The 24,109-nt window shown below is 66.9% G+C and carries 27 protein-coding genes and 1 pseudogene; 16 read left to right on the top strand and 12 right to left on the bottom strand.

Annotated features, from left to right (window positions below; translation table 11 throughout):
* Positions 1 to 11: 11 nt before the first annotated feature.
* The gene (locus tag OUO20_RS02140; protein WP_268002756.1) at positions 12 to 455 is read left to right on the top strand and encodes a YybH family protein; all 444 of its coding nucleotides are present in this window, start codon (positions 12 to 14) and stop codon (positions 453 to 455) included.
* 8 nt (positions 456 to 463) lie between these two features.
* Here OUO20_RS02140 and OUO20_RS02145 read toward each other — a convergent pair whose 3' ends face one another.
* The 4 genes from OUO20_RS02145 to OUO20_RS02160 all read right to left on the bottom strand — a co-directional run bounded on the left by OUO20_RS02145 (position 464) and on the right by OUO20_RS02160 (position 2,285).
* A complete protein-coding gene (locus OUO20_RS02145; RefSeq protein WP_442781109.1) occupies positions 464 to 838 on the bottom strand; it encodes a GNAT family N-acetyltransferase in 375 nt (124 codons plus the stop codon).
* Positions 835 to 1,101 carry a PfkB family carbohydrate kinase gene (locus tag OUO20_RS02150; RefSeq protein WP_442781110.1) on the bottom strand — a complete coding sequence of 89 codons (267 nt, stop codon included), beginning with the start codon at positions 1,099 to 1,101 and terminating at the stop codon, positions 835 to 837. The genes OUO20_RS02145 and OUO20_RS02150 overlap by 4 nt, the downstream gene beginning before the upstream one ends.
* 96 nt (positions 1,102 to 1,197) lie before the next feature.
* Complete coding sequence (locus OUO20_RS02155) at positions 1,198 to 1,551, bottom strand: hypothetical protein (RefSeq protein ID WP_268002757.1); 354 nt, start codon at positions 1,549 to 1,551, stop codon at positions 1,198 to 1,200.
* Between the two features lie 8 nt (positions 1,552 to 1,559).
* Positions 1,560 to 2,285 (bottom strand): hemerythrin domain-containing protein, encoded by a 726-nt coding sequence (locus OUO20_RS02160; protein WP_268002758.1) that lies wholly within the window; start codon positions 2,283 to 2,285, stop codon positions 1,560 to 1,562.
* 199 nt (positions 2,286 to 2,484) lie between these two features.
* Here OUO20_RS02160 and OUO20_RS02165 point away from each other — a divergent pair, with 199 nt between their 5' ends.
* On the top strand, positions 2,485 to 3,375 hold the full coding sequence (locus tag OUO20_RS02165; RefSeq protein ID WP_268002759.1) for an alpha/beta fold hydrolase: 891 nt from the start codon (positions 2,485 to 2,487) through the stop codon (positions 3,373 to 3,375).
* Positions 3,376 to 4,174: 799 nt separating this feature from the next.
* Here the strand turns inward: OUO20_RS02165 and OUO20_RS02170 are convergent.
* On the bottom strand, positions 4,175 to 5,764 hold the full coding sequence (locus OUO20_RS02170) for an alkaline phosphatase D family protein (protein ID WP_268002760.1): 1,590 nt from the start codon (positions 5,762 to 5,764) through the stop codon (positions 4,175 to 4,177).
* Between the two features lie 202 nt (positions 5,765 to 5,966).
* Between OUO20_RS02170 and OUO20_RS02175 the strand changes: the two genes are divergently transcribed.
* Entirely contained in the window at positions 5,967 to 6,749 is a 783-nt protein-coding gene (locus OUO20_RS02175) for an SDR family oxidoreductase (RefSeq protein WP_056393343.1), read from the top strand.
* An 88-nt stretch (positions 6,750 to 6,837) separates the two neighbouring features.
* Here OUO20_RS02175 and OUO20_RS02180 read toward each other — a convergent pair whose 3' ends face one another.
* Positions 6,838 to 7,176, bottom strand: a complete 339-nt coding sequence (locus OUO20_RS02180) for a hypothetical protein (RefSeq protein WP_268002761.1) — start codon at positions 7,174 to 7,176, stop codon at positions 6,838 to 6,840.
* Between OUO20_RS02180 and OUO20_RS02185 the strand changes: the two genes are divergently transcribed.
* From OUO20_RS02185 to OUO20_RS02210, 6 genes are all read left to right on the top strand, one after another.
* On the top strand, positions 7,160 to 7,564 hold the full coding sequence (locus OUO20_RS02185) for a GerMN domain-containing protein (RefSeq protein WP_134165592.1): 405 nt from the start codon (positions 7,160 to 7,162) through the stop codon (positions 7,562 to 7,564). The two genes, OUO20_RS02180 and OUO20_RS02185, sit on opposite strands and share 17 nt — an antisense overlap.
* Positions 7,565 to 7,925: 361 nt before the next feature.
* On the top strand, positions 7,926 to 8,774 hold the full coding sequence (locus tag OUO20_RS02190; RefSeq protein ID WP_142068195.1) for an esterase/lipase family protein: 849 nt from the start codon (positions 7,926 to 7,928) through the stop codon (positions 8,772 to 8,774).
* 88 nt (positions 8,775 to 8,862) lie between these two features.
* Positions 8,863 to 9,543: a class I SAM-dependent methyltransferase gene (locus OUO20_RS02195; RefSeq protein ID WP_268002762.1), complete on the top strand. Its 681-nt coding sequence runs from the start codon at positions 8,863 to 8,865 to the stop codon at positions 9,541 to 9,543.
* A 155-nt stretch (positions 9,544 to 9,698) separates the two neighbouring features.
* Positions 9,699 to 12,005, top strand: a complete 2,307-nt coding sequence (mgtA, locus tag OUO20_RS02200) for a magnesium-translocating P-type ATPase (RefSeq protein ID WP_268002763.1) — start codon at positions 9,699 to 9,701, stop codon at positions 12,003 to 12,005.
* 2 nt (positions 12,006 to 12,007) lie between these two features.
* Positions 12,008 to 12,421, top strand: coding sequence for a hypothetical protein (locus OUO20_RS02205; protein ID WP_326498087.1), 414 nt, complete (start codon positions 12,008 to 12,010; stop codon positions 12,419 to 12,421).
* A gap of 123 nt (positions 12,422 to 12,544) precedes the next feature.
* Positions 12,545 to 14,224, top strand: a complete 1,680-nt coding sequence (locus OUO20_RS02210; protein ID WP_018770422.1) for a GAF domain-containing sensor histidine kinase — start codon at positions 12,545 to 12,547, stop codon at positions 14,222 to 14,224.
* A gap of 15 nt (positions 14,225 to 14,239) precedes the next feature.
* On the opposite strand, the gene OUO20_RS02215 is transcribed toward OUO20_RS02210, so the two are convergent.
* The 3 genes from OUO20_RS02215 to OUO20_RS02225 form a co-directional block, all read right to left on the bottom strand.
* On the bottom strand, positions 14,240 to 14,926 hold the full coding sequence (locus OUO20_RS02215) for a response regulator (protein ID WP_056393352.1): 687 nt from the start codon (positions 14,924 to 14,926) through the stop codon (positions 14,240 to 14,242).
* A 134-nt stretch (positions 14,927 to 15,060) separates the two neighbouring features.
* The gene (locus OUO20_RS02220; protein WP_235509873.1) at positions 15,061 to 15,387 is read right to left on the bottom strand and encodes a hypothetical protein; all 327 of its coding nucleotides are present in this window, start codon (positions 15,385 to 15,387) and stop codon (positions 15,061 to 15,063) included.
* Between the two features lie 13 nt (positions 15,388 to 15,400).
* Positions 15,401 to 15,961 (bottom strand): hypothetical protein, encoded by a 561-nt coding sequence (locus OUO20_RS02225; protein ID WP_056393354.1) that lies wholly within the window; start codon positions 15,959 to 15,961, stop codon positions 15,401 to 15,403.
* A gap of 393 nt (positions 15,962 to 16,354) precedes the next feature.
* On the opposite strand from OUO20_RS02225, the gene OUO20_RS02230 reads away from it, so the two are divergent.
* The gene (locus OUO20_RS02230; RefSeq protein WP_268002764.1) at positions 16,355 to 17,062 is read left to right on the top strand and encodes a hypothetical protein; all 708 of its coding nucleotides are present in this window, start codon (positions 16,355 to 16,357) and stop codon (positions 17,060 to 17,062) included.
* On the opposite strand, the gene OUO20_RS02235 is transcribed toward OUO20_RS02230, so the two are convergent.
* Genes OUO20_RS02235 through OUO20_RS02245 form a run of 3 tightly spaced genes read right to left on the bottom strand, consistent with a single transcriptional unit; the run spans position 17,059 to position 19,577 of the window.
* Positions 17,059 to 17,883: an alpha/beta fold hydrolase gene (locus OUO20_RS02235; protein WP_268002765.1), complete on the bottom strand. Its 825-nt coding sequence runs from the start codon at positions 17,881 to 17,883 to the stop codon at positions 17,059 to 17,061. The genes OUO20_RS02230 and OUO20_RS02235 overlap by 4 nt on opposite strands.
* Positions 17,884 to 17,907: 24 nt before the next feature.
* Positions 17,908 to 19,173 (bottom strand): flavin-containing monooxygenase, encoded by a 1,266-nt coding sequence (locus OUO20_RS02240; RefSeq protein WP_268002766.1) that lies wholly within the window; start codon positions 19,171 to 19,173, stop codon positions 17,908 to 17,910.
* Positions 19,174 to 19,175: 2 nt separating this feature from the next.
* On the bottom strand, positions 19,176 to 19,577 hold the full coding sequence (locus tag OUO20_RS02245; RefSeq protein WP_144600557.1) for a TfoX/Sxy family protein: 402 nt from the start codon (positions 19,575 to 19,577) through the stop codon (positions 19,176 to 19,178).
* 192 nt (positions 19,578 to 19,769) lie between these two features.
* Here OUO20_RS02245 and OUO20_RS02250 point away from each other — a divergent pair, with 192 nt between their 5' ends.
* The 6 genes and pseudogenes from OUO20_RS02250 (at position 19,770) to OUO20_RS02275 (ending at position 24,085) form a co-directional block, all read left to right on the top strand.
* Positions 19,770 to 20,276, top strand: coding sequence for a hypothetical protein (locus OUO20_RS02250; protein ID WP_268002767.1), 507 nt, complete (start codon positions 19,770 to 19,772; stop codon positions 20,274 to 20,276).
* A gap of 42 nt (positions 20,277 to 20,318) precedes the next feature.
* A pseudogene (locus OUO20_RS02255) lies at positions 20,319 to 21,544 on the top strand (Nramp family divalent metal transporter).
* Entirely contained in the window at positions 21,541 to 21,951 is a 411-nt protein-coding gene (locus OUO20_RS02260; RefSeq protein ID WP_268002768.1) for a hypothetical protein, read from the top strand. The pseudogene OUO20_RS02255 and the gene OUO20_RS02260 overlap by 4 nt, the downstream one beginning before the upstream one ends.
* Positions 21,938 to 22,285, top strand: coding sequence for a PRC-barrel domain-containing protein (locus tag OUO20_RS02265; RefSeq protein WP_018770411.1), 348 nt, complete (start codon positions 21,938 to 21,940; stop codon positions 22,283 to 22,285). The genes OUO20_RS02260 and OUO20_RS02265 overlap by 14 nt, the downstream gene beginning before the upstream one ends.
* 201 nt (positions 22,286 to 22,486) lie before the next feature.
* On the top strand, positions 22,487 to 22,690 hold the full coding sequence (locus OUO20_RS02270; RefSeq protein WP_009372930.1) for a cold-shock protein: 204 nt from the start codon (positions 22,487 to 22,489) through the stop codon (positions 22,688 to 22,690).
* Positions 22,691 to 23,128: 438 nt separating this feature from the next.
* Positions 23,129 to 24,085, top strand: a complete 957-nt coding sequence (locus OUO20_RS02275; protein ID WP_268002769.1) for a plastocyanin/azurin family copper-binding protein — start codon at positions 23,129 to 23,131, stop codon at positions 24,083 to 24,085.
* Positions 24,086 to 24,109: the final 24 nt, after the last annotated feature.

The following is a 24,109-nucleotide window of genomic DNA, read 5'->3' on the forward strand; positions in this document are numbered from 1 at the left end:
ACAAGGAAGTCATGCGCAAAGAAGCCATGCACAAGGAAACGGACGCGTTCCTGGCGGAGATCCTGCCAAAGCAGCGGGACATGACGCTGGCGCTGCACAGGGGAGACGTGGCACCCCGCCTGGCCCTGTGGTCACACCGGACCCCCGTGACGTTGTTCGGTGCACACATCTCCGGAGCAGGCTGGGCGGACCTCGAACCCAAGTTCCACCAGGAGGCCCGCCGGTTTACGGGATCTGCCGGATCTGAGTTCGAGCTCGTCGCCGCGGGTGCCAGCGGAAGCCTCGCCTACACGGTCGGCCTTGAGCACAGCAGCGCCGTGGTGGATGGCATCCCCGCCGTCTACACGATGCGCACAACGCACATCTACCGCCGCGAAGAGGGTGCCTGGCGGATCGTCCACCGGCATTCTGATTTCCTGGCAGATCAAGACTCCCAGCTGGCCACGAGGGTTTAGCGGGGGGCTCAGCCACCGAGTTCCAGCGTAAACACCCACAGCAGCACGTCCTCGCCGGGCACATGCCAATCCCGCTCCGGCGCACGGCGGAAGCCCAGCGACCCGTACAGGGCGTGCGCGCGCTCCATGAACGTGGCGCTGGTGATGCTGATGGCCCCGATGTACGGCTGGCCGGCGAATGTCAGCGTCACCGCTGCCACCACCTTCCCGGCGGACTCCGCCACCCACACCTCGGCATGGGCGGCGCGGTGCTCCACGTCTTCCAGCACGCCCATGTAGGGATGGTCCGCCGCGAAGTGCCCGGCCCGGAGGTACGCGTCCCGGGTGATGCGCATGACCTCGGGAAGGTCCGACGGCGCCGCCCGCCGCAGTGCCACGCTCACCGTGCGTCCACGGCCGGGGCAATCCGCTCCAGATAGTAGCCCAGCCGTTCCAAATCGGGCTGGGAGGAAGGGTCGCCGACAGCGTCGGCACCCACCAAGTTGGCAACAGAAGGTGCCGAGGTGTAGTCCAGGCCCCGCTGCAGCGCCAGGACCAGGGCGGCGCAGAACGCGTCCCCGGCGCCGATGGTGCAGGTTCTCTGGGCAAGGGATTCAGGGAGTGGCCGGCAGACGTACGGAGGGATCTCGAGCGGAGTTGGGAGCACTTCCTGGACCCGGCAAATTTCGGACGCTGGGATGCGGTCCAGGCAACGACGCATCTGCTGGGGGCCAGCGACGTCGTGGAGGCAGTGCGGCTTACTTCAGCCCGGCGGGCGCCCGTGCCGGAGGTTCCGGGCATGGAGGTACACCATCAGCACCAGGAGCGGAACGTGGATGGCGGGCAGGTTGTGCGCGAACCATCGCGGCAGGTAGATGTCGGTGACGGAGCCGCGCTCGGCGCCGTAGCGCTCCGCGAGTCCGGTGAGCGGACAGCGGAACCCGTTTCCGGCGAACACCAGTGATTCGGCGGCAACCACGGCGGCCGCCCACCCCACCCGCCTGTCCGTGCGGCCGGCCAGGCCGGTGTAGAGCACGTAGATGACGCAGGACTCGATGGAGAACCACGCCAGCGTGTGGACGGCCCTGACCGCCGCCACCGCAGCTTGGCGCCGCAACAGAACGCCTACAGCGTCTCGGGAACCGGGCGTCCGGGGAACAGCGTTGAGTACTGTTTCCGGTACATCCGCCGTCCCACCAGGCGGTAGGCGAGCCGGACCGGGGGAGGGATCTCCTTGAACAGTTCTTTCCGGTCCGCCGGCGGGTTGGTGGCCAGCACCATGCCGAGGTAGCCCACCAGGAATTTCTTGTCGAGTTCCTGGATCCCGTGCTGCCCCACCGCGGCAGCTTCCTTCTCCGTCATCACCCTGTCAGCAACCGGCATCATCTCCGTGACCTCGCGGCGCAGATGTACGTTGAGGACGCCGGACAGGTCTTCATAGCGGGCGGCGAGTTCCGCGCCGGACTCCTCATCCGCCGTCTGCATCCAGCGCAGCCGGACCGGCTCGATGGCCTCCAGCCTCTGCGTCACCTGCCTGTGCTGCTCAAGCATCTGCCCCACATGCAGCGCGCATGCCGGTGCCCGCTCCTTCAGCTGCGGGTACATCAGGAGGTCTTCGCCTTCGTGGTGGATATGCAGCACCTTGTCGAAGTTGCCCAGCACTTCGCCCACGTAGGCTGCCCGGGCAGTGTCGCCGGCGGCGGCGGAGCGCACCAGTCCCGGCGCCTCGCCGTAGGCCCAGAGGAAGAACCGGTGGATGCGCCGCATCGCTGCCGTCCCCGCGCACAGGACGGGTCCCGTCGGCAGGGGAGGCGCCGTCTCGTCGGGCTGCATTGTGAAGAAGTCGGTCATGTGCGTGGCCCTTTCCAGTCTCGCGAGACAAAGGACCTCTCCCCGGGAGCATCCTAGCCCCGGGCTCCACGGCGCACAACGGCTTTGCAGAAGTACGACGGCGACGGACCAGGCCTTAATGCGCGCAGGGCCGGGTGCACCCGGAGGGGCTGCGCGGCAGGTCCTGACACCGGTACTACTTAAGTAGTAAATTAAGTTCATGGAAGGCAAGGTCGCTGCGATGCCGGAACTTGATGGCGTCACGCACAGATGGATGAACATCCGCGGCATCCGATTGCACATCGCTGAGGCAGGTAGCGGGGATCCCCTGGTTCTCCTGCACGGCTTCCCGCAGAACTGGTGGGAATGGCACGGCGTGATGCCCTTGCTGGCCAGACATTACCGGGTGATCGCGCCGGACCAGCGGGGTTTCGGCTGGAGTGATGCACCACAGGGCCGATACTCAGCCGGGTTGCTGGTGGAGGACGTCATCGGACTCATGGCAAAGCTTCGCATGAGCCGAGCCCGCTTCCTCACCCACGACTGGGGTGCCATCGTGGGGCAGCTACTCGCCATGCAGCGGCCTGATCTTGTTGAGGCACTCATCGTTACAGGTGCCCCCGACGTCCACATCAGGCCCAATGCCCGGCTGGTTTTGGTCTTTCCCAAGCTGTGGCACGCCTTCGCCCTGGCCGTTCCATTTATCGGCCCGCGGATCCAGCGGAGCCGGAAGGTGATGCAGCACCTCTTCACAGCATTTGAACCCGCAGGGGGCGTATCCGAGGCGGACATGAACCTCTACGACGCAGCAGCCGCAAAGCCTGCCAGGGCAAGAGCGGGCTCGGCACTCTACCGCGGCACCATCCTGCCAGCCTTCCTGAAGATCATTTTCGGGGTGTACGGCCGGCGCGACTTCACGGTCCCCACCCTCGTCCTTATCGGATCCATGGAACCATCGGCCACCCTGCAACGGATGGGCCACCGCCGCGGACGGGGCGGCAACGTCACCACCGAGATCGTCCCGGGTGAGGGGCACTTCATCGCCGACCACCGGCCGGAACTGGTCTCCGGCAGAGCTATGGAGTTCTTCAGGACTCCGCGCGCTGCTTGACCCCCGGAGCACGCCAACTTCCATGTAGTGGTGCAGCGGGTCGCCAATGAAAAGGTCGACGGCGCGTGCCAGCAGCATCGCGCCCGGAACGTTTTGGAGGGTGAAGGCCAAAGCCCGGGTGGCCATGGGAGCGTCGGGCCCGGCACCGCGCGCCGCGGCGCTCAGGTACCCCTTGCCGCGGTACCGGATGATCAACCGGGTGCGGTTCCCCGGCAGGGGCCGCAGGATGAACTGTTCTCCCGCCACCAGGTGCCGCTTGGGCTCAAGCGCGGTGACGGTCGCGTACACGCCCCCGCCATACGGTACCTTGTCGCCCACCTTGAGGTCCTGCAGTTCCGGGTGGATTCGGGTTGCAGACTGTTTGCCCTCGACGTACCGGGCATGGAACAGGGCACGCTCGACCCGGTCATGCGTGTAGAACCCGGCGCGGTAGATTCCCATCTGCACGATCCACGGCCACACGCGCTCGGGCGGGGCGTCGATGCTGATGGCCCTGGTGCTCTGGATCACCGGTTGGGGCTCAAGCTCGTCGCCGGGCAGCCGCTCCACGGCTTCCGTGCCCTCGGTTCCCCAGCGCAGCATGGCCGGACGCCACAGCAGATATGCCGTGATCTGTACGCCGAGCGACGCCGCCAGGAGCTGCAGGCGCCTGCGCCGATTAGCTCCGCCGTCCGTCCGTCGCAAATATCGCAGTCCGGCCATAGCCGCAACATGCCACGGGACCCCCGGCACGCAAAGTGCCGAAGGTCCCGCCGCCCGGGCCACGCAGAAAAGTCACGCAAACGCCCGCCGCGAGGCGTCAGGCCCGCGCCTGCAGCCCCGGCACGCCGTCGCGGATCTCAAAGGAGGCCTTCGTGGCAACGGGTGCGCCCGGCGTCGTCACGTGGTCCAGCACGCGGAAGTCCGCCGTCATGGAGTCCCTGGTGATGCGCGTGTTCACATAGCCGCGGTTGTCGTTGTAGAACTTCAGGTGCGGGTTCCAGGCCATGGTGGCGTCCGTGGTGGAGCCCGTGCCGTCACCCGTGGAGGTGATGGACGTGCACACCAGTTCCGAGCCCACTACGGGGGAGGCGGGGTCCTTGTAGTCCACCTTCACGTCGTTGGCCCAGTGGCGGTGCACATCGCCGGTGAGGACGACGGCGTTGCGCACCTTCGCGTCGGTCCATCCCTGGGTGATGCGGCGGCGGGAGGCCGCGTACCCGTCCCAGCCGTCCATGGAAACGTCGTCGATCTCCGGTGCCTTGTTCCGGTCGCGCTCGGCGAAGAAGACCTGCTGGCCCAGGATGTCCCACCGCTGCGTGGAGTTCCTGAATCCGTCCAGCAGCCACTTCTCCTGCTCGGCGCCGGTGATGGTCCGGTTTTCGGCGAGCCGCTCTGTGACGTTCTTCTTCCAGCCGTCGCCGGCAAGCTGGTCGTCCCGGTACTGCCGTGTATCCATCATGTGGAAGTTGGCGAGCTGGCCCCACTGGATGCGGCGGTAGATCTTCATGTCCGGCCCGGCGGGGAGCGAGGACGGGCGCAGCGGCATGTTCTCGTAGTAGGCCTGGAAGGCTGCGGCGCGGCGCTGCCGGAAGTGCTCCACGCTGTCGTTCAACTGGGCGGCGTCCTGGTTCTCCGGAACGTCGTCCGCCCAGTTGTTGTCCACCTCGTGGTCATCCCACACCACCGCCCAGGGTGCGACTGCGTGCGCTGCCTGCAGGTCGGCGTCGGCCTTGTACTGGGCGTGGCGCTGCCGGTACGTCTCCAGCGTGACGGTCTCCGGGCCCTCGTGGTCACGGGGGTTCCCTCCGCCGATCACGTAGCTGCCCTTCTTGTATTCATAAAGGTAGTCGCCCAGGTGCAGTACCAGGTCCGGGTGGTCCTCCGCCAGGCGCCGGTACGCGGTGAAGTAGCCGTGCTCATACTGCGCGCAGCTGGCGATCGCCATGGCCAGCGCGGCGGGCGTCTCGTGCAGGGCAGGGCTGGTGAGGGTGCGGCCCACGGGGCTGACGTACTTGCCGGTGCGGAACCGGTAGAAGTACTCGCGGCCCGGCTGCAGGCCGCGCAGCTCCACGTGCACCGAGTGCGCGGTCTCGGTGCGTGCCTGCTCCACGCCGCGGGCCGCCACCTTCCGCATGCCCTGGTCCTCGGCCACTTCCCACTGCACGGCCACCGGGCGCGACGGCATGCCGCCCAGCCCGTCCTCCGCCACCGGGTTCACGGCCAGGCGCGTCCACAGGACGAAGCCGTCCGGCCACGGCTCGCCCGATGCGATGCCGAGCATGAAGGGATCGGTGCGAAGGCCGGCGTCGTCCGCTGTGGAAACGGCGACGGCGGCACTTGGCAGTGCGGCGACGATGCCGGCTCCGATGCCGGCGGAGATGAGCGTTCTGCGGGAGATGTTGTCCATGGCTTCCACGCTATTTCCAGCTGTTGGACAGGTTTCGAGGAGGATATGAATGGCCGGTTAACGGCGTGACAAAACCTGTTGATGGATCCGCCGACGCTGGAGCCAGAGCGGGATGCGGCGCAGGGCCTTTGGACTCTGGCCCCGACGCGGGGTCGCAGGCAGAGTGGCTCACAACCCTAAGAAGCCAGGGAAAGAGGACATCATGCCCCGCACCTCCGTCGTCACCGGCGCAGCCTCCGGCATTGGCAAAGCCACCAGGGAACTGCTTGAGCAGCGCGGCGAACGCGTCATCGGGCTGGATCTCCACGATGCCGAGGTGGTGGCGGACCTGTCCACCGCCGAGGGACGCGACGCGTTGCCGGATGCGGTAAGGAAGGTCAGCGGCGGCAGGATCGATGCCATCTACGCCAATGCCGGCCTCGCCGTTCCGGCCCCCGCCACCGTGGCCGTCAATTTTTTCGGGACGGTGGCAACGCTGGAACGGCTCCGGCCCCTCCTGGTGGGGTCGGACGCGCCACGCGCCGTCGCGGTCTCATCGATGGCCGCCCTCCTGGCCAGCGACAGCGAGCTTGTTGCACTCCTGGCCGCCGGGGATGAACCGGCGGCCATGGCCCGCGCCGAGGTCATGGCCAAGGAACCAGCGACCACGGGCCAGCTCATCTACGCCTCCACCAAGCTGGCGCTCTCCCGCTGGGTCCGCCGCCAGGCCGCAACGGCAGAGTGGGCCGGCACCGGGATCCCCCTGAACGCGGTGGCGCCGGGCGTCATCGCCACCCCAATGACGGCGGACCTGATCGATACCGAAGAGGAACGAAGGTCGCTGCTGGAAGTGGTCCCGATGCCGCTGAACGGCATCGCCGAGCCCATTGTGGTGGCCCGCCTGCTGGCCTGGCTCAACAGCGAGGAGAACACGCACCTCTGCGGGCAGATCGTCTATGTCGACGGCGGCAGCGATGTTGTCCTGCGCGGCGACTCGGTGTGGTGAGTCTCCGGGGACTCGGACTTTAGTCCCTGTTCTGGACTAACCCTCAGGCGTAGCTTGAAAGTGGTTCCCGCAACCGCGGGGCGAGCAGTCAAGGGGGCGTCATGACCAGGCCCAGGCCTTCGGCACTCAGCATTCTCGGGTTCAGCAGCCTGCTGCTCCTTACGGGGTGCTTCGGCCCTCCCGCCCCGGCCCCTTCCAGCAGTTCCCCGGTCCCCAGCCCCACCGCCAGCAGCGCCAGCCCCAGCGGCGCGTCCCCAAGCACGACGGCGAGCCCCACCGCATCGGCCACCCCCACCACCCCTCCCAGCACCTCAGCCGCGCCCACCACGTCAGCCGCCGCTCCGCCGTCGTCCGCTCCTGCCAGCCCGCCGCCCACGGCGGAACCGACGCCCACCGGGCTGCCCGAGCAGGTGGCCCCGCTGACCATCTACTACGTGGCCGTGGGTGACAACGGCGTCTCCGGGCCCGCGATCGGCTGCGGTGACAGCCTGGTGGCCACCGCTACGGCCCCCGTCCGCTTCACCGACCAGGTGGGCCCCAGCATCAACACCCTGCTGGCCAACAAGAGCCGCGACATCGGCCTGTCCGGGCTCGTCAACGTCCTGTACCAGTCGAGCCTGACCTATCTGGGTGGCGAGTTGAACGGCAGCACCATCACCATCTGGCTTTCCGGGCAGTTCATGCTCGGCGGTGTGTGCGACATCCCACGCGCCAAGGCCCAACTGGAATACACGGCCATGACGGCATCCGGTGCCACCAGCGCGCAGGTGTTCGTCAACGGCCGTCCCATCGACGAGGTACTGAGCCTCAAGTAGCGATCCTGGGCAGAACGTACGGCGGCAGACCTGTACGCCCGGCCGAGAGTCTCACGCCATCTGCACATTCGTGCAGTTGGCGCGGTGCTGTCGGAACGGTGCCGGCTCCAAAGGCCACGGGGCCTCGGCCGCCCTTAATAGCTACTCACCAGTAACAATGAATATCCCGGCGTGCTGGGGCCGGCCGGGTTGCGGTGGGCCGGACGCGGACCAATTCCCCGCACGTTCGTGCAGGCGGGTCCACCTGCAGGTCCAGGCTGCCTAGCATGTCTAGGACCGCACCCCGGGCACCGGCAGGCACACCGCCGCAGGCACCTCGGGCCGCGGAAACCCATGCTGACACGCGAACAAAGAGGTTTATATGTCACTGCTGAAACGCGCCCTGTCCGTCGCCGCAGCCGCCGTCCTGGCAGGCTCGCTCTCCGCGGCTCCCGCCCAGGCCGACACCCTGGACATCGCGCCGCCGGGCGCCAACGACTGGTCCTGCAAGCCCTCCGCCGAACACCCCTACCCCGTGGTCCTGGTGCCCGGAACCTTCGAAAGCATGGCGAAAAACTGGTCCACGCTTTCGCCCTACCTCAAGAGCGCCGGATACTGCGTCTTCGCCCTCAATTACGGCGAGACCAACGGCGTCTACGCAACCGCCCCGGTGGCCGACTCCGCGAAGGAACTCGCCCCGTTCGTTGATGCCGTCCGCGCCGCCACGGGTGCGCCGAAAGTGGACCTGGTGGGCCACAGCCAGGGCGGCATGATGCCGCGCTACTACATGCACCTGCTGGGCGGCGCCAAGTACGTCCACCACCTGGTGGGCATTGCGCCATCCAACCACGGCACCCAGGGCCTGATCGTGCCGCCGCCGGATGCCGTCCCGGATCCCGCCTACACCACCCTGGGCTGCGCAGCATGCGCGGACCAGCAGGCCGGGTCGGCGTTCATGCAGGAACTCAACGCCAAGGGCGATACCGTCGCCGGCCCGTCGTACACCGTGATCTCCACCGTTTATGACGAAGTGGTGATTCCCTACAACAGCCAGTTCCTGGCGGGACCGGCCAGGCAGGTCACCAACATCACCATCCAGGACAAGTGTCCTGCCGATGTCTTCGAACACGACCAGACACCCAACGATCCCGTGGTGCACCAGTTTGTGGCGAACGCGCTGGGCCAGGCCTCCGGCCCGGCGGACCCCGCGTACCAGCCCAGCTGCCTGTAGCCCGGACCGCCTTTACCAGCCGCGCCCGGCCCCGGCACCTAGGCGCCGTGCCATGATGAGAGCCAGACAGTCCCAAGGAGGTATCCGGATGGACCGCACACCTGGCGGCACGGAGGGCGGGGTGGGGCCGGCCCCGCTGCAGCATCCATTCTTTGCCCGGGCATTTGCCCGGGCCGTGGGTGGCATGGACCGCCGCGGGGCAGCCGACCACCGCCGCCGCGCCCTGGCCGGCCTGCGTGGATCAGTCATCGAAATCGGGGCCGGGGCCGGCTCCTCCTTCCCGCTGTACCCTCCCGCCGTCACCCGCGTCCTGGCCCTGGAACCCGATGACTACCTCCGGGCCCTGGCGCAGAAACAGGCCGCCACGGCCAGCGTCCCGGTAACGGTGGTTGCCGCCGCCGCAGAGAACATCCCCGCGGAGACCGGCAGCGCCGACGCCGTGGTGGCCAGCCTGGTTCTCTGCAGCGTCAAGGACCAGGCCGCCGTGCTTGCGGAGATCCGCCGCGTCCTGCGCCCGGGCGGAACACTGGCCTACTACGAGCATGTCCGGTCCCGGCACCCGGTCCTGGCCAGGGCAGAAGACGTCCTGACCCCGCTTTGGGGTCGGTTCATGGGCGGATGCCACCTCAACCGGGACACTCTGGCCGCCATCACCGCAGCAGGCTTCACGGTCCAGGACAACCAGCGCTTCGGCTTCGCCGTGCAGCGGCTGAACCCTCCGCTTGCCCACATCCTGGGCACGGCCACTAGCCCCGGACCGCCGGGTTGACGTGCCCCGCTGGCACGCCGCACTGATATGTCATTGAGCGCCTGAAGTCCCCTGTCCGCCTGGCCAACCTCGACCCTGGGCCCTTGGCGCGGCCACGCCGTCGTACCCTTGCCCTAAGCTAACGCCACGAAAGCAAACGTCCGAACGGATGCGGCATGACAGAGCTCAATGTCCGGGAGCGGAGCTCCCTCCAGCTGCCGATCACTGACGCCGCGAGCCTGACATCCGGACAGACGCTGGCGCGCCTGGCCTCCGGCCCGGACGGCCTGGCGGAGGAGGAAGCCGCCGCCCGCTTTGGCAGCCTTGGCCCCAATGCCGTCCGCACGCACCGCGCCAACGCCTGGGCCGTGCTGGGCCGGCAGTTCGCCAGCCCCATCCTCATCCTTCTGCTGGTCACCGCCGGGCTGTCCCTGTTCCTGGGTGACGCAACCAACTCGATCGTCATCGGCGTGATCCTGCTGGTCAGCGTGGGCCTTGGCTTCACCAACGAATTCCGCGCGGAGCGGGCGTCCGAGGCGCTGCACGACCGTGTCACCCACCGCGCCGTGGTCCTTCGGGGCGGAACCACCAGGGAAGTGGACGTTACCGCCCTGGTGCCGGGCGACGTCGTCCATCTCTCCCTGGGTGCCATCATCCCCGCCGACATCCGGCTCCTCGCCACCAACAACCTGCTCTGCGATGAAAGCATCCTCACGGGCGAGTCCCAGCCCGCCGCCAAGGACCCCGCTCCCGTGGCCGCAGGCGCGGCACTGGGCGACCTCGCCTCCTGCGTGTTCATGGGCACGGTGATCCAGTCCGGCAGCTGCACCGGGGTTGTGGTGGCCACCGGTGGCCGGGCTGAGTTCGGCCGCATCGCGCTGGGCCTGGGGGAGAGGCAGCCGCAAACCGAGTTCCAGCTGGGACTCAGGCGCTTTTCATTCCTGCTGCTGCAGGTGGCGATGGTGCTCACCACGCTGATTTTCGTGGCCAATCTGTTGCTGCAACGCCCGCTCATTGAATCCCTGCTGTTCTCGCTGGCAATCGCCGTAGGCATCACCCCGCAGCTGCTTCCCGCCGTGGTGAGCACGTCCCTGGCCACCGGTACCCGGCAGCTGGCCAAGCGGAAAGTGCTGGTCAAGCGGCTGGTGTGCATCGAGGACCTGGGGGACATGGACATCCTGGTCACGGACAAGACCGGCACCCTGACGGAGGGGCGGATCAGTTTCACCAGCGCGCTTCCGGTGACGCAGGACGTTTCCGAAGACGACCTGCTCACTTTGGGCCTGCTCGCCACGGAGGCCGACTACTCGGAAGGAAATGCAGCCCCGGCAGGGCAGAACCCGCTGGACGCCGCCCTCTGGGACAGCCCCGGCGCCGCCGCCTTTGAACCGAAGCGTCATCAGCGCCTGGACATGATCGGCTTCGATCACCAGCGCCGCCGCACCACCGCTCTGGTCCGTGAAGACGGCGGCCCCGCCCGCCTGGTGACCAAGGGCGCCCCCGAGGACGTCCTCGCCCTGTGTGGGCCAACCCCACCCGCGGTGCAGAGGCTGTTGGACGAGCAGTTCGACGCCGGCTCCCGGGTGGTCGCCGTGGCAACCCGTCCGGCTGCAGACCTGGAGAAGCTGGCCCCGGCTGATGAGTATGGGCTGACGCTGGCCGGGTTCCTCGTTTTCCTGGACCGGCCCAAGACCAACGCCAGGCAGTCCCTGGACCTGCTGGAGGCCCTGGGTATTTCGGTAAAGATCGCCACCGGGGACAATGCCAAGGTGGCGGAGAAAGTCTGTGCCGACCTGGACGTGATCTCCGGCGGCACCCTCACCGGTGCCCAGGTTGAGCAGATGTCCGACGCCGACCTTGCCGCCGCCGTGCGGACAGCCACCATCTTTGCGCGCGTCTCGCCCGAACAGAAAGCGCGCATCATCGGCCTGCTGCGCCTCAGCGGCGGCTCCGTGGGCTTCATGGGCGATGGCGTGAACGATGCCCTGGCACTGCACAAGGCGGACATCGGCATCTCCGTCGACACGGCAACGGACGTTGCCAAGGACGCGGCCGACGTCGTCCTCCTGGACAAGGACCTGGGAGTGCTGGCGGACGGCGTGATGGAGGGGCGGCGGATCTTCGCCAACACCATCAAGTACGTGCTGATGGGCACGTCCAGCAACTTCGGCAACATGTTCAGCGCGGCAGCAGCCTCCGTGGTACTGAGCTTCCTGCCCATGCTGCCGGGCCAGATCCTGCTGAACAACCTGCTGTATGACTCCGGGCAGCTGGCTATTCCGGGGGACCGGGTGGACAAGGAGCAGCTGCGGGCGCCGTCCCACTGGGACATCGCCTTCATCCGGCGGTTCATGCTTCTCTTCGGGCCCATCAGTTCGCTGTTCGACTTCGCCACCTTCGCTCTGATGCTGTTCGTGTTCACCGCTGTGCCGGGGAGTTCCGGGCCGGCTGGTTCATCGAATCCATCGCCACCCAGACGCTGATCATCTTCGCCATCCGCACACGGCGTGTTCCCTTCCTGCGCAGCCGGCCGTCAGCCGGCCTGATTGCCGCGTCGCTCGGCGTGGTGGCGCTGGGAATCTTCCTGCCGCTCTCGCCGTTGGCCGGCCTGCTCGGCTTCGACCCGCTGCCTGTCCCGTTCTTCCTGGCCCTGCTGGGCATGGTGGTGGTGTATCTGGTCCTGGTGGAACTGGCCAAACGATGGTTCTTTGCCCGCAGCGCCCAGCAGCTGCCCGCCCCGCCACCTCCCGTCAAGCGCCGGCACGCCACGCACCACATCGCCCGCAGGGCCTCCAGGTACAGCATCCCGGTCAAGGTCCCTAAGCCCGCGGTCCCCTCAGGCGTGCCAAGGCTTGGGCGGCGCAAGGCGCGGCAGGGGAGATCTGTCCGTAACCCATAACCCTTGTGGCGACGCCGGGGTTAGCATGGAGGAGAGAGAAGCTGGGGCTTTCGCTGAGATGTTCAAAGCAGGGTGATGAAGGCCGCCTTGGATCATGCTGTTCGAACTTTGGGGTGTACTCTCATGTGGCGTGAACCGATCAGGCGGCGGACCCGGGAACTTCTGCGGGAGTTCGTAGAACGGGCTGATGACCTTGTCCGGGCACAGGAACACGTTGAAGGCCTGCTCGGTGCAGTGGTGTCCCTGACCGAAGACCTCAGCCTGGAAGCGGTGCTTGACCGGGTGGTGCAGTCTGCTTGCGAACTGGTGGGAGCGCGCTACGGGGCTCTGGGCGTCATCGGTGATGACCAGCAGCTCAGCCACTTCATCACCGTAGGCATTGATGACGAGGGAGCCCGCCTCATCGGTGACCTTCCAACCGGCCACGGAGTGCTTGGTGAACTGATCCGCGAACCCAAACCACTGCGGCTCCACGATCTCGGCGAACTTCCCATTGCCGTTGGATTCCCCGCCAACCACCCGCCGATGGGCACGTTCCTGGGTGTTCCGGTCCGTGTCCGGGACGAGGTCTTCGGGAACCTGTACCTGACGGAAAAAATCGGCGGGCAGGATTTTTCGGGTGAAGACGAAGACCTGGCTGTAGCCCTTGCTTCTGCTGCCGGCGTGGCCATCCAAAACGCCAAGTTGTTCGATGACAGCAAGCGGCGCCAAAAATGGCTTGAGGCGGGCATGGAGGTCAGTGACTGCCTGAAGGACCGGCCACGCTCGGATACCGAAAACCTGGACATGATCGCGGAACGGGCCGTTAAGGCCTCCGCTTCGGTCCTGGGGGTAATCGCATCCGCGGGCGGGGACGGAACCGTCAGGTGCCGTACATCGGTGGGCGTGCAATCGATGCCTGGCGGCCAGGAATTGCCAGCCTCTGACGTGTTATCCGAAGTCCTGGAAAGCGGGGAGTCCAGGGCGCTGGCAGACCCGTCCCTGGTATTTGACCATGAGCTGGCAGAGAAACTCGGGCCGGTCCTGGTTGCCGCCCTGGGAAGCAACAGTGACGGACACCGGGACAGTGTGCTGATCCTGGCCCGGGGGACCGTTGGAAGCCGCTACACGGACGTGGATGTTGAGCAGAGCGCCGTGTTTGCCTCGCGGATCGGCCTGACGCTGGACCTGCTCAAGGCAAACCAGCTGCGGGAAGAGCACGCGTTGTTCATCGACCGCGAGCGGATTGCGGCGGACCTGCACGACCTGGTCATCCAGCGGCTGTTCGCAGCCGGGTTGAGTATCCAAGGCCTGCGCCGCTACACCTCCGACACCGTTGCCCATGAGCGCCGCATCGCCGATATCACCACTGAACTGGATGACTGCATCCACCAGCTCCGCGACACGATTTACTCACTGCAGGCCAGGAAACCCGACCGGGAACTCCTCAGCGGCCGCGTCCTGCGCGCCGTGCAGGAAGCAGCCAACGCCGGTGGCTTCCTGCCAAGGATCCAGCTCTCGGGCCCAGTGGATGACATCGTGGACGAGGACGTGGCCGAACAATTGTTGCCGGTGCTGTCTGAAAGCGTCAGCAACGCCGTGCGGCATTCGGGCTCTGAAGAAATTTACGTCCTCCTCGCCGTTCAGGACGGCGACGTGGTCCTCACCGTCCAGGACCATGGCTGCGGATTTGCCGATCCCGGCCGGATCAGCGGATTGAACAACATGAAGAGCCGGGCCAGCCGGCTGGGCGGGACCTGCACCATTGAGAGCGCCCCCGGCCAAGGCACCAGCGTGACCTGGCGGGTGCCCCTTCCGGCCTGACGGTGGCGTGCCCTCTCAGGACAGCATTTCCCACGCGCGCGGGATGGGAGCCGGGATCAACGGGCTGCGGCGCCGGAATCCCAACTTTTGCAGTACCGAGGACACAGTGCCAACCACCGCATCTTCGGGGAGCACCAGCTCCTGCCCGATCTGCCGGTTTGTCAGGCCGCGGGCCATGAAGGCAAGCACGTTCCGCTCCCTCCCTGTGAGGCCTTGCAGCCAAGAGGCAGAGGCGGCTGCGTACAGGCTTTCGGCAACCCTTTCCCGGACCTCCGGCCGGAACAGTGATGCGCCGGCGGCGGCACAGCGGATGCTGTCCACCAGATTGTTGTTGTTGCTCACCTGCTTGAGGACGTACCCGGACGCGCCCGCCAGCACCGCCGCCCGCACGGCATGCTGTTCGTCCCAGCCGGTCAGGATCAGGCATCGGACCCCTGGGGCCGTGGCGCGGAGGTCGCGGCAGACCTCGATCCCCGTTCCGTCCGGCAGCCTGTCGTCCAACACAGCGATATCGGGTTTCAGGCTGGGGATCAGGCGCCGGGCCTCTGCGGCGGATCCGCTCTCGCCGGCAATCGTGAACCCATCATTTTCGAGCAGGTCCTTCAGGCCCCGCCGCACCAGTTCATGGTCATTGAGGATGAAGATCCGGGCGGTCCCGGCTGGGGACTGAAAGACATCCCGGGGTTCTGCGGGTGTTTCCATGACGACGCTCTCATTGATTCGACGCCCTCCCCGGCTGCCCGTCTGATGCAGCCGCCCCGGTCGGAAGGATCCTCGTTCAATCATTTCGCGTCCCTCTGCTGTGCCAGCAGGGCCAAAAGTCCGTTCCTGATTCGTCACCAGCCGAAGCCACGGGGAGCCAATGGCCCGGCTGCCTCCTGAAGTTGGCGAAGGGCGCTGCAGCCAGAGCACCTCATGGTGTCTCCGGCCCCCTTTGCCCTGACCCACCGGTGCGATTCCTCCAGCCGGTACTCAAGCCAGCCTGAAAGCTTTTGCAGCCGGTTGAGTGCCACGCTGGCTTTCTCCCAGGAACTCCAGCGTCCCACGACGGCACCGTTGTCCTTGAAAATGATGTTGCACCCGCCATCGCCAATTTCCGCTGGGGCCTGGCCGCCAGGCGCTTCCTGACCGTACACGGCCCTGTACTCTTCAGAAGTTGCCACGGTGCCTCCCTGATCAGGCAGCTTTGGTTTGCGGGCGGGCGAGAAACGCCTCCAATGACTGGAGGGTGATGGTTGCGTCAGTGAAGGCCGGGCTGCCATGCGGGTGCAGGCGCTCCAGCAGGCCACCGTTGTAGCGGAGGCGGCGGAGGGCGGTGGACACGGCACGGATGGCGTATCCCAGGTCGCCCTGGTGCCGGAGCAGCGCGAGCGTCATGCCCTGCATTGATGCCAGTGCGACAGCAAGCACGTTTGCGTCCAGCTGCCGGCCCGCGGCCCGGTGACGGCGCAGCTGGGCGGCAAACCCGTCCCAAACCTCCCGGGCCGCAATCCGGGCCACTTCCGTCCGCGCATCCTTCTCCGCCAAACCGCGGCCCACCAGGTCCGCATGAAGGCATTCGAACCTGTTGCTGAGTTCCCCGGCCCTCCCGCCGGCTTCGCTGCCCGGGTATGTTGAGGGTTTGAACTTGGCAGGATGCAGGAGCATCGCCCGACGGCGGGAGGCGTCCTCCCGCGACAGCCGCGCGGGCTCCAGTGGCGTTTTCAGGGCGGGACGGAGCGTGCGGATGTCAGGCATGCTGGTCCTTTCAAAGTGCAGCGAGCTTGCAGCATGTGCCTGCGGGGGCATCATCTGCGGTGACACTGCGGGAATGCCTCAGCGGCAAGGGAAGTGTGTGCAAGTGAACTGTGTGCAAGGGAACTGGGTCTATAGGGAGGGGCGTCAGGGGAAAGCCACTCCGGCCTCGCCCGGACGGCGCCCCTACAAGGATGCCAAGGGTCTGGGCTCCCGATGTAGGGCTGAAAGTCCCGTCATGGGGGAGGACGGGTACAGATTCCCGCGTGGAAGGTTTGGAGGCTTGGTTCCCATGGAAGGCGGGGGCTTTGTGCCCTGTTTCCGGTTGCGGGGCCGGCCCTAGCCTGAAATCAGCAGGGCGGCGTAAGGCCACCTGCCGGATCCGGGAGGCACACGGTGAAATCGGCGAACGCAAGCATCATTGCAGGCCTTGTCCTTATTGGGCTGGGTGGGCTCTTACTGCTGGACCGGCTCGGCGTCATGGACACGGCAGCTTTTGTCGCACCGCTGATCTTCGCGGCCATAGGGGTTTTGTTCCTGTCCCTGTTCGTCCAGCGCCGGGAGAACTGGTGGGCGGCCATCCCCGGGTCCGTGTTCCTGGGCCTGGCAGCGGTCATCACCACCACGCAGCTCACCAACGGCGCATGGGGTGCATCTTTCCTCTTCCTCTTCATGGGTGGCGGGTTCGCCGCCGTGTTCCTCCGCGAGCGCACCAACTGGTGGGCCCTGATCCCGGCGGGCGTCATGTTGACGCTTGCTGTCATCGTGGCACTCCCGCAGGAACTGCAGGGCATGCCGACCGCGGCCGTCCTGTTCCTGGGCCTGGCAGCCACCTTCGGCGCGCTCTCCCTGGTCCCGGTCCGTAGCTCCGGGCACGCTGCCGACCACCCCACCGAAAGGATGAGTTGGCCGCTGATCCCCGCGGCGGTCCTGACGGTCATGGGTTTGATCTTTGCGCTCCAGGCCACGGTGGTGTTCATTTCCTTGGACTTCGCCTTCCCGGCCATCATGATCCTGGCGGGAATCACGCTGATGGTCTACGCCTACGTCGCCCACCGCGACGGACGGCAGAAGACGCACGGCCCCGGGCCCCGGGCAGGCTAAGGGGCCCAGCGGGCCGCCAGCGGGCCGGTGGGCCGGCCGGTGAGCCCATGCGGGCCATCAGAGGACCGCCTCCGCCCGGGTCCAGTGCCCACGCAGCAGTGCGGCGACCCTCTGCGGCTCAGCCCGGTGCGGGGGTCGAAATGGTGGCGGCCCGGGAAGACTTCCAGCATGTAATCGGAAAAGACGCGGGCCAGCCGGGCGGCGTTGTCGCCCTGCTCGTCCGGACTGCTCATGCCGCCCAGCACAAACAGCACAGGTTTCGTGAAGGAGGCAAGGCGGCCGCGGTCCAGGTCATAGGTGTTGAACGCCTGGAGGAAGGCGTTGATGCCTGCCGGCCGCTTGGCCATCCACGGCGGCGGCGGGCCGGGCGGCGGTGCCGGCAGGACGGCGTCGGGCTTTACCTGCAGCCTCATGAAGGCCGGCATGAACTCGTCCTGCGGCAGGGCGGACAACTGGCCGTAACGCTGCCACAGTTCGGTGTGGGCAGGGCTCCAGTCCCAGTTTCCCGCCCAGGCCGGCTCAAGCAGCGCCAGGCTGCGGAGCCGTCCGGGATGTGAGGCGGCGAGGGCCAACGCGGCAGCTCCGCCGCCGGAATACCCCACCAGGTGGAAGGTTTCCCAGCCATGGGCGTCGGCCTCGCGGAGCACGCCGTCCCCCTCTGTATCCAGGCTCCATCCCGGCGGCGGGGCATCCCCGGCGTAGAGCTCCAGGTCCTTGGCGATGGCGTCCACTCCGGGTCCCAGGACCTGCAGCAGCGCGCCGTAGGCGGGGCCGGCGGGAAGGACGCTGCCGGGAAGCAGGATCACGCGGAGCGGTTCCATGGCATTGTCTTTCGCCGGCGCCGGTCAGCGGCGCGCTGCCAGATGTCCGGTCACGTACTCGGCGTCCGGGCCCGCCCCCACGAGGGTGGCGGAGAGATGGCGCGTGAGCCAGGGGAGCCCGACGGCGTACAGGCCCGGGTGCTCCGTCACGCCTTTCGTGTGGCGCGGGTAGTTCCATTCGTCCAGGAGGGGAAGGTCCAGCATGCTGAAGTCCAGTGCGTAGCCCGTGCACCAGATGATGGAGGTGATCCCTTCCGCCTTAAGGTCCAGCCGGGCGCCTGGCTCTGCGGGCAGCCAGTGGTCTTCCTCCGGCACGTCCGCCTCCGGAGCGTCGATCCCGGCAGCCTTGATGTACGCATCGGACAGCCGTCCCAGCCGCTGCCCGAAGCCTGCCTCAACCAGTGCCAGGCGCTCGGCGAGGTCGTCGGTGAAGACGAGGACGCCGTCGTCGATTCCCTCGAACCGGCCGTGCAGCCGGACGCCGCGGCGGCCCAGTTCGCGCAGGTGCACGCTGTGGCCGCCGTCGTTGCCGGACAGCAGCGGATTGCACATGAAGCGTCCGGCGGGGGAGGGCAGCCCGTCCACCTGGAGCGCGTTGATGCCGTACTCCGGGCCGTGGACGTTCACCTCCACGATCCAGTGGAAGATGTCCTGCCCCCGGTACCGCCGGGGCGCCTCCGGGCAGCTGGACACGGACAGGTGCACGGTGCGGCCGGCGTCCAGCAGGTCCTCGGTAATCTGGCCGCCCGATTGCCCGGTGCCCACCACCAGCACCGCGCCCTCCGGGAGCTGGGCGGGGTTGCGGTAGTCGTGGCTGTGCAGCTGCAGGACTCCGGGGGAGAGGCCGACGGCGGCAGGCGGGGTCCGTGGGCGCTGGAAGGCGCCGCTGGCCAGCACCACGTTCCGGGCGGTCCAGGTGCCCCGGTCCGTTTCGAGGGTGAACCCGGCATCCGCCGGGGCGATCCGGGTCACTGTCGTGTCCAGCTCCACCGGGGCATGGATGTCCCGGGCGTAGCGGCGGAAGAAGTCGATGGTGGCGTCCCGGGCGATGAACCCGTCCGGTTCGGGTCCGTCGTAGGCCTTCCCCGGCAGGGAGACTGAAAAGTTGGGGGTGTTCAGGTAGAAGGAATCCCACCGGTCCTGCCAGGCGCCGCCCAGGGCGGGCCGCTGCTCCAGGATCCGGTGTTCCACGCCACGCTGCGACAGCCAGTAGCTCGTGGCCAGGCCTGCCTGTCCGGCGCCCACTACCACCGTGTTGGTCTCATGGCGGGAAACCGCGGGGGCGGACATGGCTACTGCGCCGCCTTTGCGGTCCTGGACGCACGGGCTTTAGGTTCCTTGGGCTCTTTGGGCGGCAGGGACGCGACGTAGTCCAGCGCCTTCCCGGCCCAGGCCCGCGCCCGGGTGTCATCGCCGTCGCCCTCTTCATTCCACATTTCCGGCAGCCCGGTGTATCCGCCCATGGGCCGCTCGGCCGGCCCGAACGGCACGGTCCGCTCGGACGACTCCAGCACCTCCTTGTCCTTCGGGGAGAGCTTCACGCCGATGGTGGAACCGAACAGCCCGGCGAACATGTTGCCGTTGACGAACGCGCCAAGGTTGCCGAACATCGGCTTCACCACCACCCCCGGATGGTCGGGAACCACGCGCCGGAACCGCTCTTTGTCTTCCTCGGTGGCTTTGGGCATCTCCATGGCTTCATCTCCCGGTGGCAGGGTGTATCCGCAGGATCTGGATGCAGGATATGCCTATTCGGAGGCGGGGTCGAGGGTACGGGATGCATGCGCCCAGCCGGCAATAAATCCCGTCCTGAGCAGGTTAAACTCCCCGGCGGAGTGCTATATATAGCTCAAGGCAACTATTTTGTGGCTGCCCCGCCAGGTCGCATGGATCCGGGATTGTCCCGGGGGCTGGAGGCAACGGTGCTGAACACGCCGGCCTCCGCCCCGGCTGCAGGAATCCGGTGCCGCCCGGCCAACCGTCCCGCCACCGCACCCCGGCTCGCGTTCGTTGCCCTCGCCGCGCTCGCCCTCCTCACCGGCTGCAGCGGCGGCACCAGCCAGTCGGTGGCCACCGCCGTGAAGGACAGCTCATCCGCGGTGGCCACAGCCCGGATCGCGCTCCGGCAGGATATGGCCGGCAAGCTGACCCGCGCCGCCACCTCCACCGCCCTCGACGATGAGCTAAAAGAAGTCCAGGGGAGCCGGAACACCGTCCTCAACCTCTCGCCGGCAACGCAGGAGGACCGCGAAACCCAGAAGCGGGCACTGGACGTGCTGGACCACTGCGCCGCGGGGTTCGCCGTGGCGCGCGCCGCCCTGGCAGGGAACGACGGCGGCGCCCCTCCCTCGCGGACGGTGACAAGGCGCTCGCGGACGCGCAGGACGCCCTGAAGCAGCTCGAAGGCAAGGTGGGGTCACAATGAGGGCGGAACCGTGAAGCGGCTCCTCGGCGTCGCGCTCGGGATCCTCACCGCCATCGGCGGGTTCGTGGACATCGGGGACCTGGTGACCAACGCCGTTGTCGGTTCCCGCTTCGGCCTGTCGCTGGTGTGGGTGGTGGCCGTCGGCGTACTGGGCATCTGCCTCTTCGCCAACATGTCCGGCCGGGTGGCGGCCGCATCCGGCCGCGCCACGTTCGAAGTGATCCGCGAACGCCTGGGGCCCCGGGCCGGGCTGGCCAACCTCTCGGCATCGTTCCTAATCAACCTCATGACGGTCACGGCGGAGATCGGCGGCGTGGCCCTGGCCCTGCAATTGGCCAGCAGTGTGTATTACCTGTTGTGGATTCCCGTGGCCGCGGTGGCAGTGTGGCTGGTGATCTGGCGGGTGCGGTTCTCCATCATGGAGAACGTCACGGGCCTGCTGGGGCTGACGCTGATTGTCTTTGCGGTGGCGCTGTTCCTGCTCAAGCCGGACTGGGGTGCGCTCGCCGGGCAGCTGGCGCCGGCCGTGCCGGCGCAGGAAACGGTATGGACTTACAGCTACTACGCGATCGCGCTGTTCGGCGCTGCCATGACCCCCTATGAGGTCTTCTTCTTCTCCTCCGGGGCCGTCGAGGAAGGCTGGACCGTGAAGGACCTGCTGCAGGAGCGCACCAACGTCCTGGTCGGCTTCCCGCTGGGCGGCCTGCTGTCCGTGGCGATCGCCGGGTGCGCCGCCGTCGTCCTCCTGCCCGCCGGTATTTCGGTGACGTCGCTGTCCCAGGTGGTCCTGCCCGTGGCGGAGGGTGCCGGGAAGGTCGGGCTGGCGTTTGTGCTGGTGGGCATTGTGGCCGCCACGTTCGGCGCCGCCCTGGAGACCACCCTCTCGTCCGGATACACCCTGGCCCAGTTTTTGGCTGGTCCTGGGGGAAGTTCCGCCGGCCGGCGGAGGCCGCGCGGTTCCACCTGTCGATGATGGTGTGCCTCCTGGTGGGCATGGCCGTCCTGGCCACCGGCGTGGACCCGGTGCTGGTGACCGAATACTCGGTGGTGTTCTCCGCCATCGCCCTGCCGCTCACGTACCTGCCGGTCCTCATCGTGGCCAATGATCCCCAGTACATGGGCGAGCATGTGAACGGGCGGGCCGTGAACGTGCTGGGAATGGTTTACCTGGTGATCATCCTGGTGGCCTCGCTTGCCGCCATCCCGCTCATGATTGTGACAGGAGCCGGCTCATGACATCGTCATCCGGTCCTTTGCCGCCGGTTCCGCGCGTAAGCGGCCGCATCCTGGACGCGCAACTGCACCTCATGGACCGGCAGGTCCTGGACCACGACGGCGTCCCGGTCACCACCGTGGACGACCTTGAGGTGGGCGGGCCTGATTTGGACGTGGAGATTCCGGCGGGGACGGCACCGCCGGCCATCACCGCCCTGCTGACCGGCGCGGTCCTGGGCACGCGGATCTTTGGCGGCAGGCCGCCGTCGTCCCGGCTGATCCGCATCCCGTGGAAGGACGTGGCGGAAGTCGGTGTGGTGGTGCGCCTTGGCGTGAGCGGGGAGCCGCTGGACGCCAGCTGGGTGGAACGTTGGGTGCGGGACAAGATCATTGCGCGGATACCGGGAGGCCGCCATGATCCTCGGTGACCTGCTGGGCACACCGGTCCACGATGCCGACGGCGGACGGCTGGGCCGCGTTGCCGACGCCCGTTTCGTGCTGGACGGAGCCCCGCACCAGCTGATGGCGGAGCCGCGGCTGCTGGGGCTGGTGGTCAGCCCGCACAGTGTCGCATCGTTCCTGGGCTACGAGCGGAACGGCCTCACCCGGCCCTGGCTGCTGGCCCGGATCCTCCGGTGGCGGCACCGCGGCTCGTTTTTGGTGCTGTGGGAGGACATATCGATGGTGGGGCCGCACTCAGTCCGGCTCCGGCCGGGGTACACCCGCTACAGCACGGCGTTGGAAGGCGGCGGCCAGGTTTAGCGGCGCCCAACAGGTGCGGGATTAGGTGTGGGCGGAAACTCCTGTAGTGTTGAGACTGTTGTTGTGTTTATGCAGTTGGTAGTTCAGGCAGTACGCGCGGTCGAAAGTCCGTGTTCTTCTGAAGTAGCGGTTTTTGAACACCCCACGCCGGAGGGCCCGAAAGTCGGGATTTTCCCTCCACCTTCACGAAGGACAAAAATAATGGCTACTGGTACCGTCAAATGGTTTAACGCTGAAAAGGGCTTCGGCTTCATTTCCCCGGACGACTCCTCGCAGGACGTTTTCGCGCACTACTCCGCGATCAACTCCAACGGCTTCCGCTCCCTCGAAGAGAACCAGAAGGTTTCCTTCGACACCGAGCAGGGCCCCAAGGGTCCCCAGGCCACCAACATCCAGGCTCTCTAATTCCTTAGAGTTCCGGGACCGTTAGGTTTCCAAGCAGGGCCTGCCGTTTATCGGCAGGCCCTGCTTTTGTTTAACCCGTGTGTGCCAGTTCCCCGGGTCGGGCCTGCCCCAGGGCTGAGCGTTGGGCGGGCATCTTCCTTGGAAGAACCGTCTCGACAAATGTGAATTGCAGGAGCACTCTTGTACTGCGCACGCCTCTGACGTGCAGAACCAGCGCCTTGGCTGGGAAGAGAATTGAACCTGCGCGGCACCAGTTGGGGTGGTGCATATCCGGCCCCGATCACCGGCCGGCACTGGCTGCCCGCGCTCCCCGGCATCGGCAGCCGGCACCTTCACTCCGAAAAAACAGTGGCCGGTTGGGCCAGTCATGCAATGGGTTTGAATCGGCCGCAGCTGCAAATCGGCATTTAACAGATCGCCGTTCAAGAAAGCATCGCCATGAAGCACTATCGGGGAATCACACCGAGATCCAACAAGCTGGCATTGATTGTGGCATTCGCTGTCGCATTGTTCGCCTCCCTGGCTGCAGCCGGCCCCGCGTCAGCCGACGGAGGGGGCCACCGGACCTGGCAGGTACAGGTGGGCTCTGAGTCCAGCGACCAGGAGATCCAGGGGATGGCCTTCCTTCCCTCAGAGATCTACATCAATGAGCGGGACACCATCACCTGGCAGGCAAACTCCGCAGAAATACATACCGTGACGTTCCTGGCGGCAGGCCAGTCGCTGCAGCCGTTCAATCCGTTCAGCGACGATGAGCTGCAGAAGCGCGGAAAGGATTATTACGACGGAAAGTCGTACTACAACTCCGGCATCCTGGCCAACGTGGACGTCCCTGGCTTCCCGGATGCGAGGAGTTACACCCTGTCCTTCCCCCGGGAAGGAAACTTCACCTACTACTGCCTGGTCCACGGCACGATGATGAAGGGGACCGTGCACGTGCGCGACCGGGGCACCGACTACCCGTACAGCCAGGCTGACTACGACAAGGCATCACGGGCGCAGGAGCGGGCCATCCTCCGGGACGGGCACCAACTGGACGCATCCCTGGCACAGGAAGCATCCAACCACAAGGTGATGGCAGGCGGTGACGACGGCGTGGCCATGGTCATGCGGTTTGTGCGGCCCACCGTGACGGTGCACGTGGGCGAGACGGTGGAGTTCGTCAATGACGGCATGGGCGCACCCCACACGGTCACCTTCGGCACTGAACCGGCGAACATTTTCGCCCCGTCCGGCGACCCGGAGCATTTCACCGGCGGCGACCTTAGTTCGGGCATCATCCCGCCCGGTGGCGGCACATTCGAAGTAACGTTCAAGTCCGAAGGAACGTTCGAGTACATCTGCGCACTCCATGACTACATGGGCATGGTGGGCAAGGTGAGAGTGGTCGACTAACGCCGGCTACACGGTCCGGCCGGG

It is taken from the genome of Arthrobacter sp. FX8, assembly GCF_026723805.1.
Classification (GTDB): Bacteria; Actinomycetota; Actinomycetes; order Actinomycetales; family Micrococcaceae; genus Arthrobacter.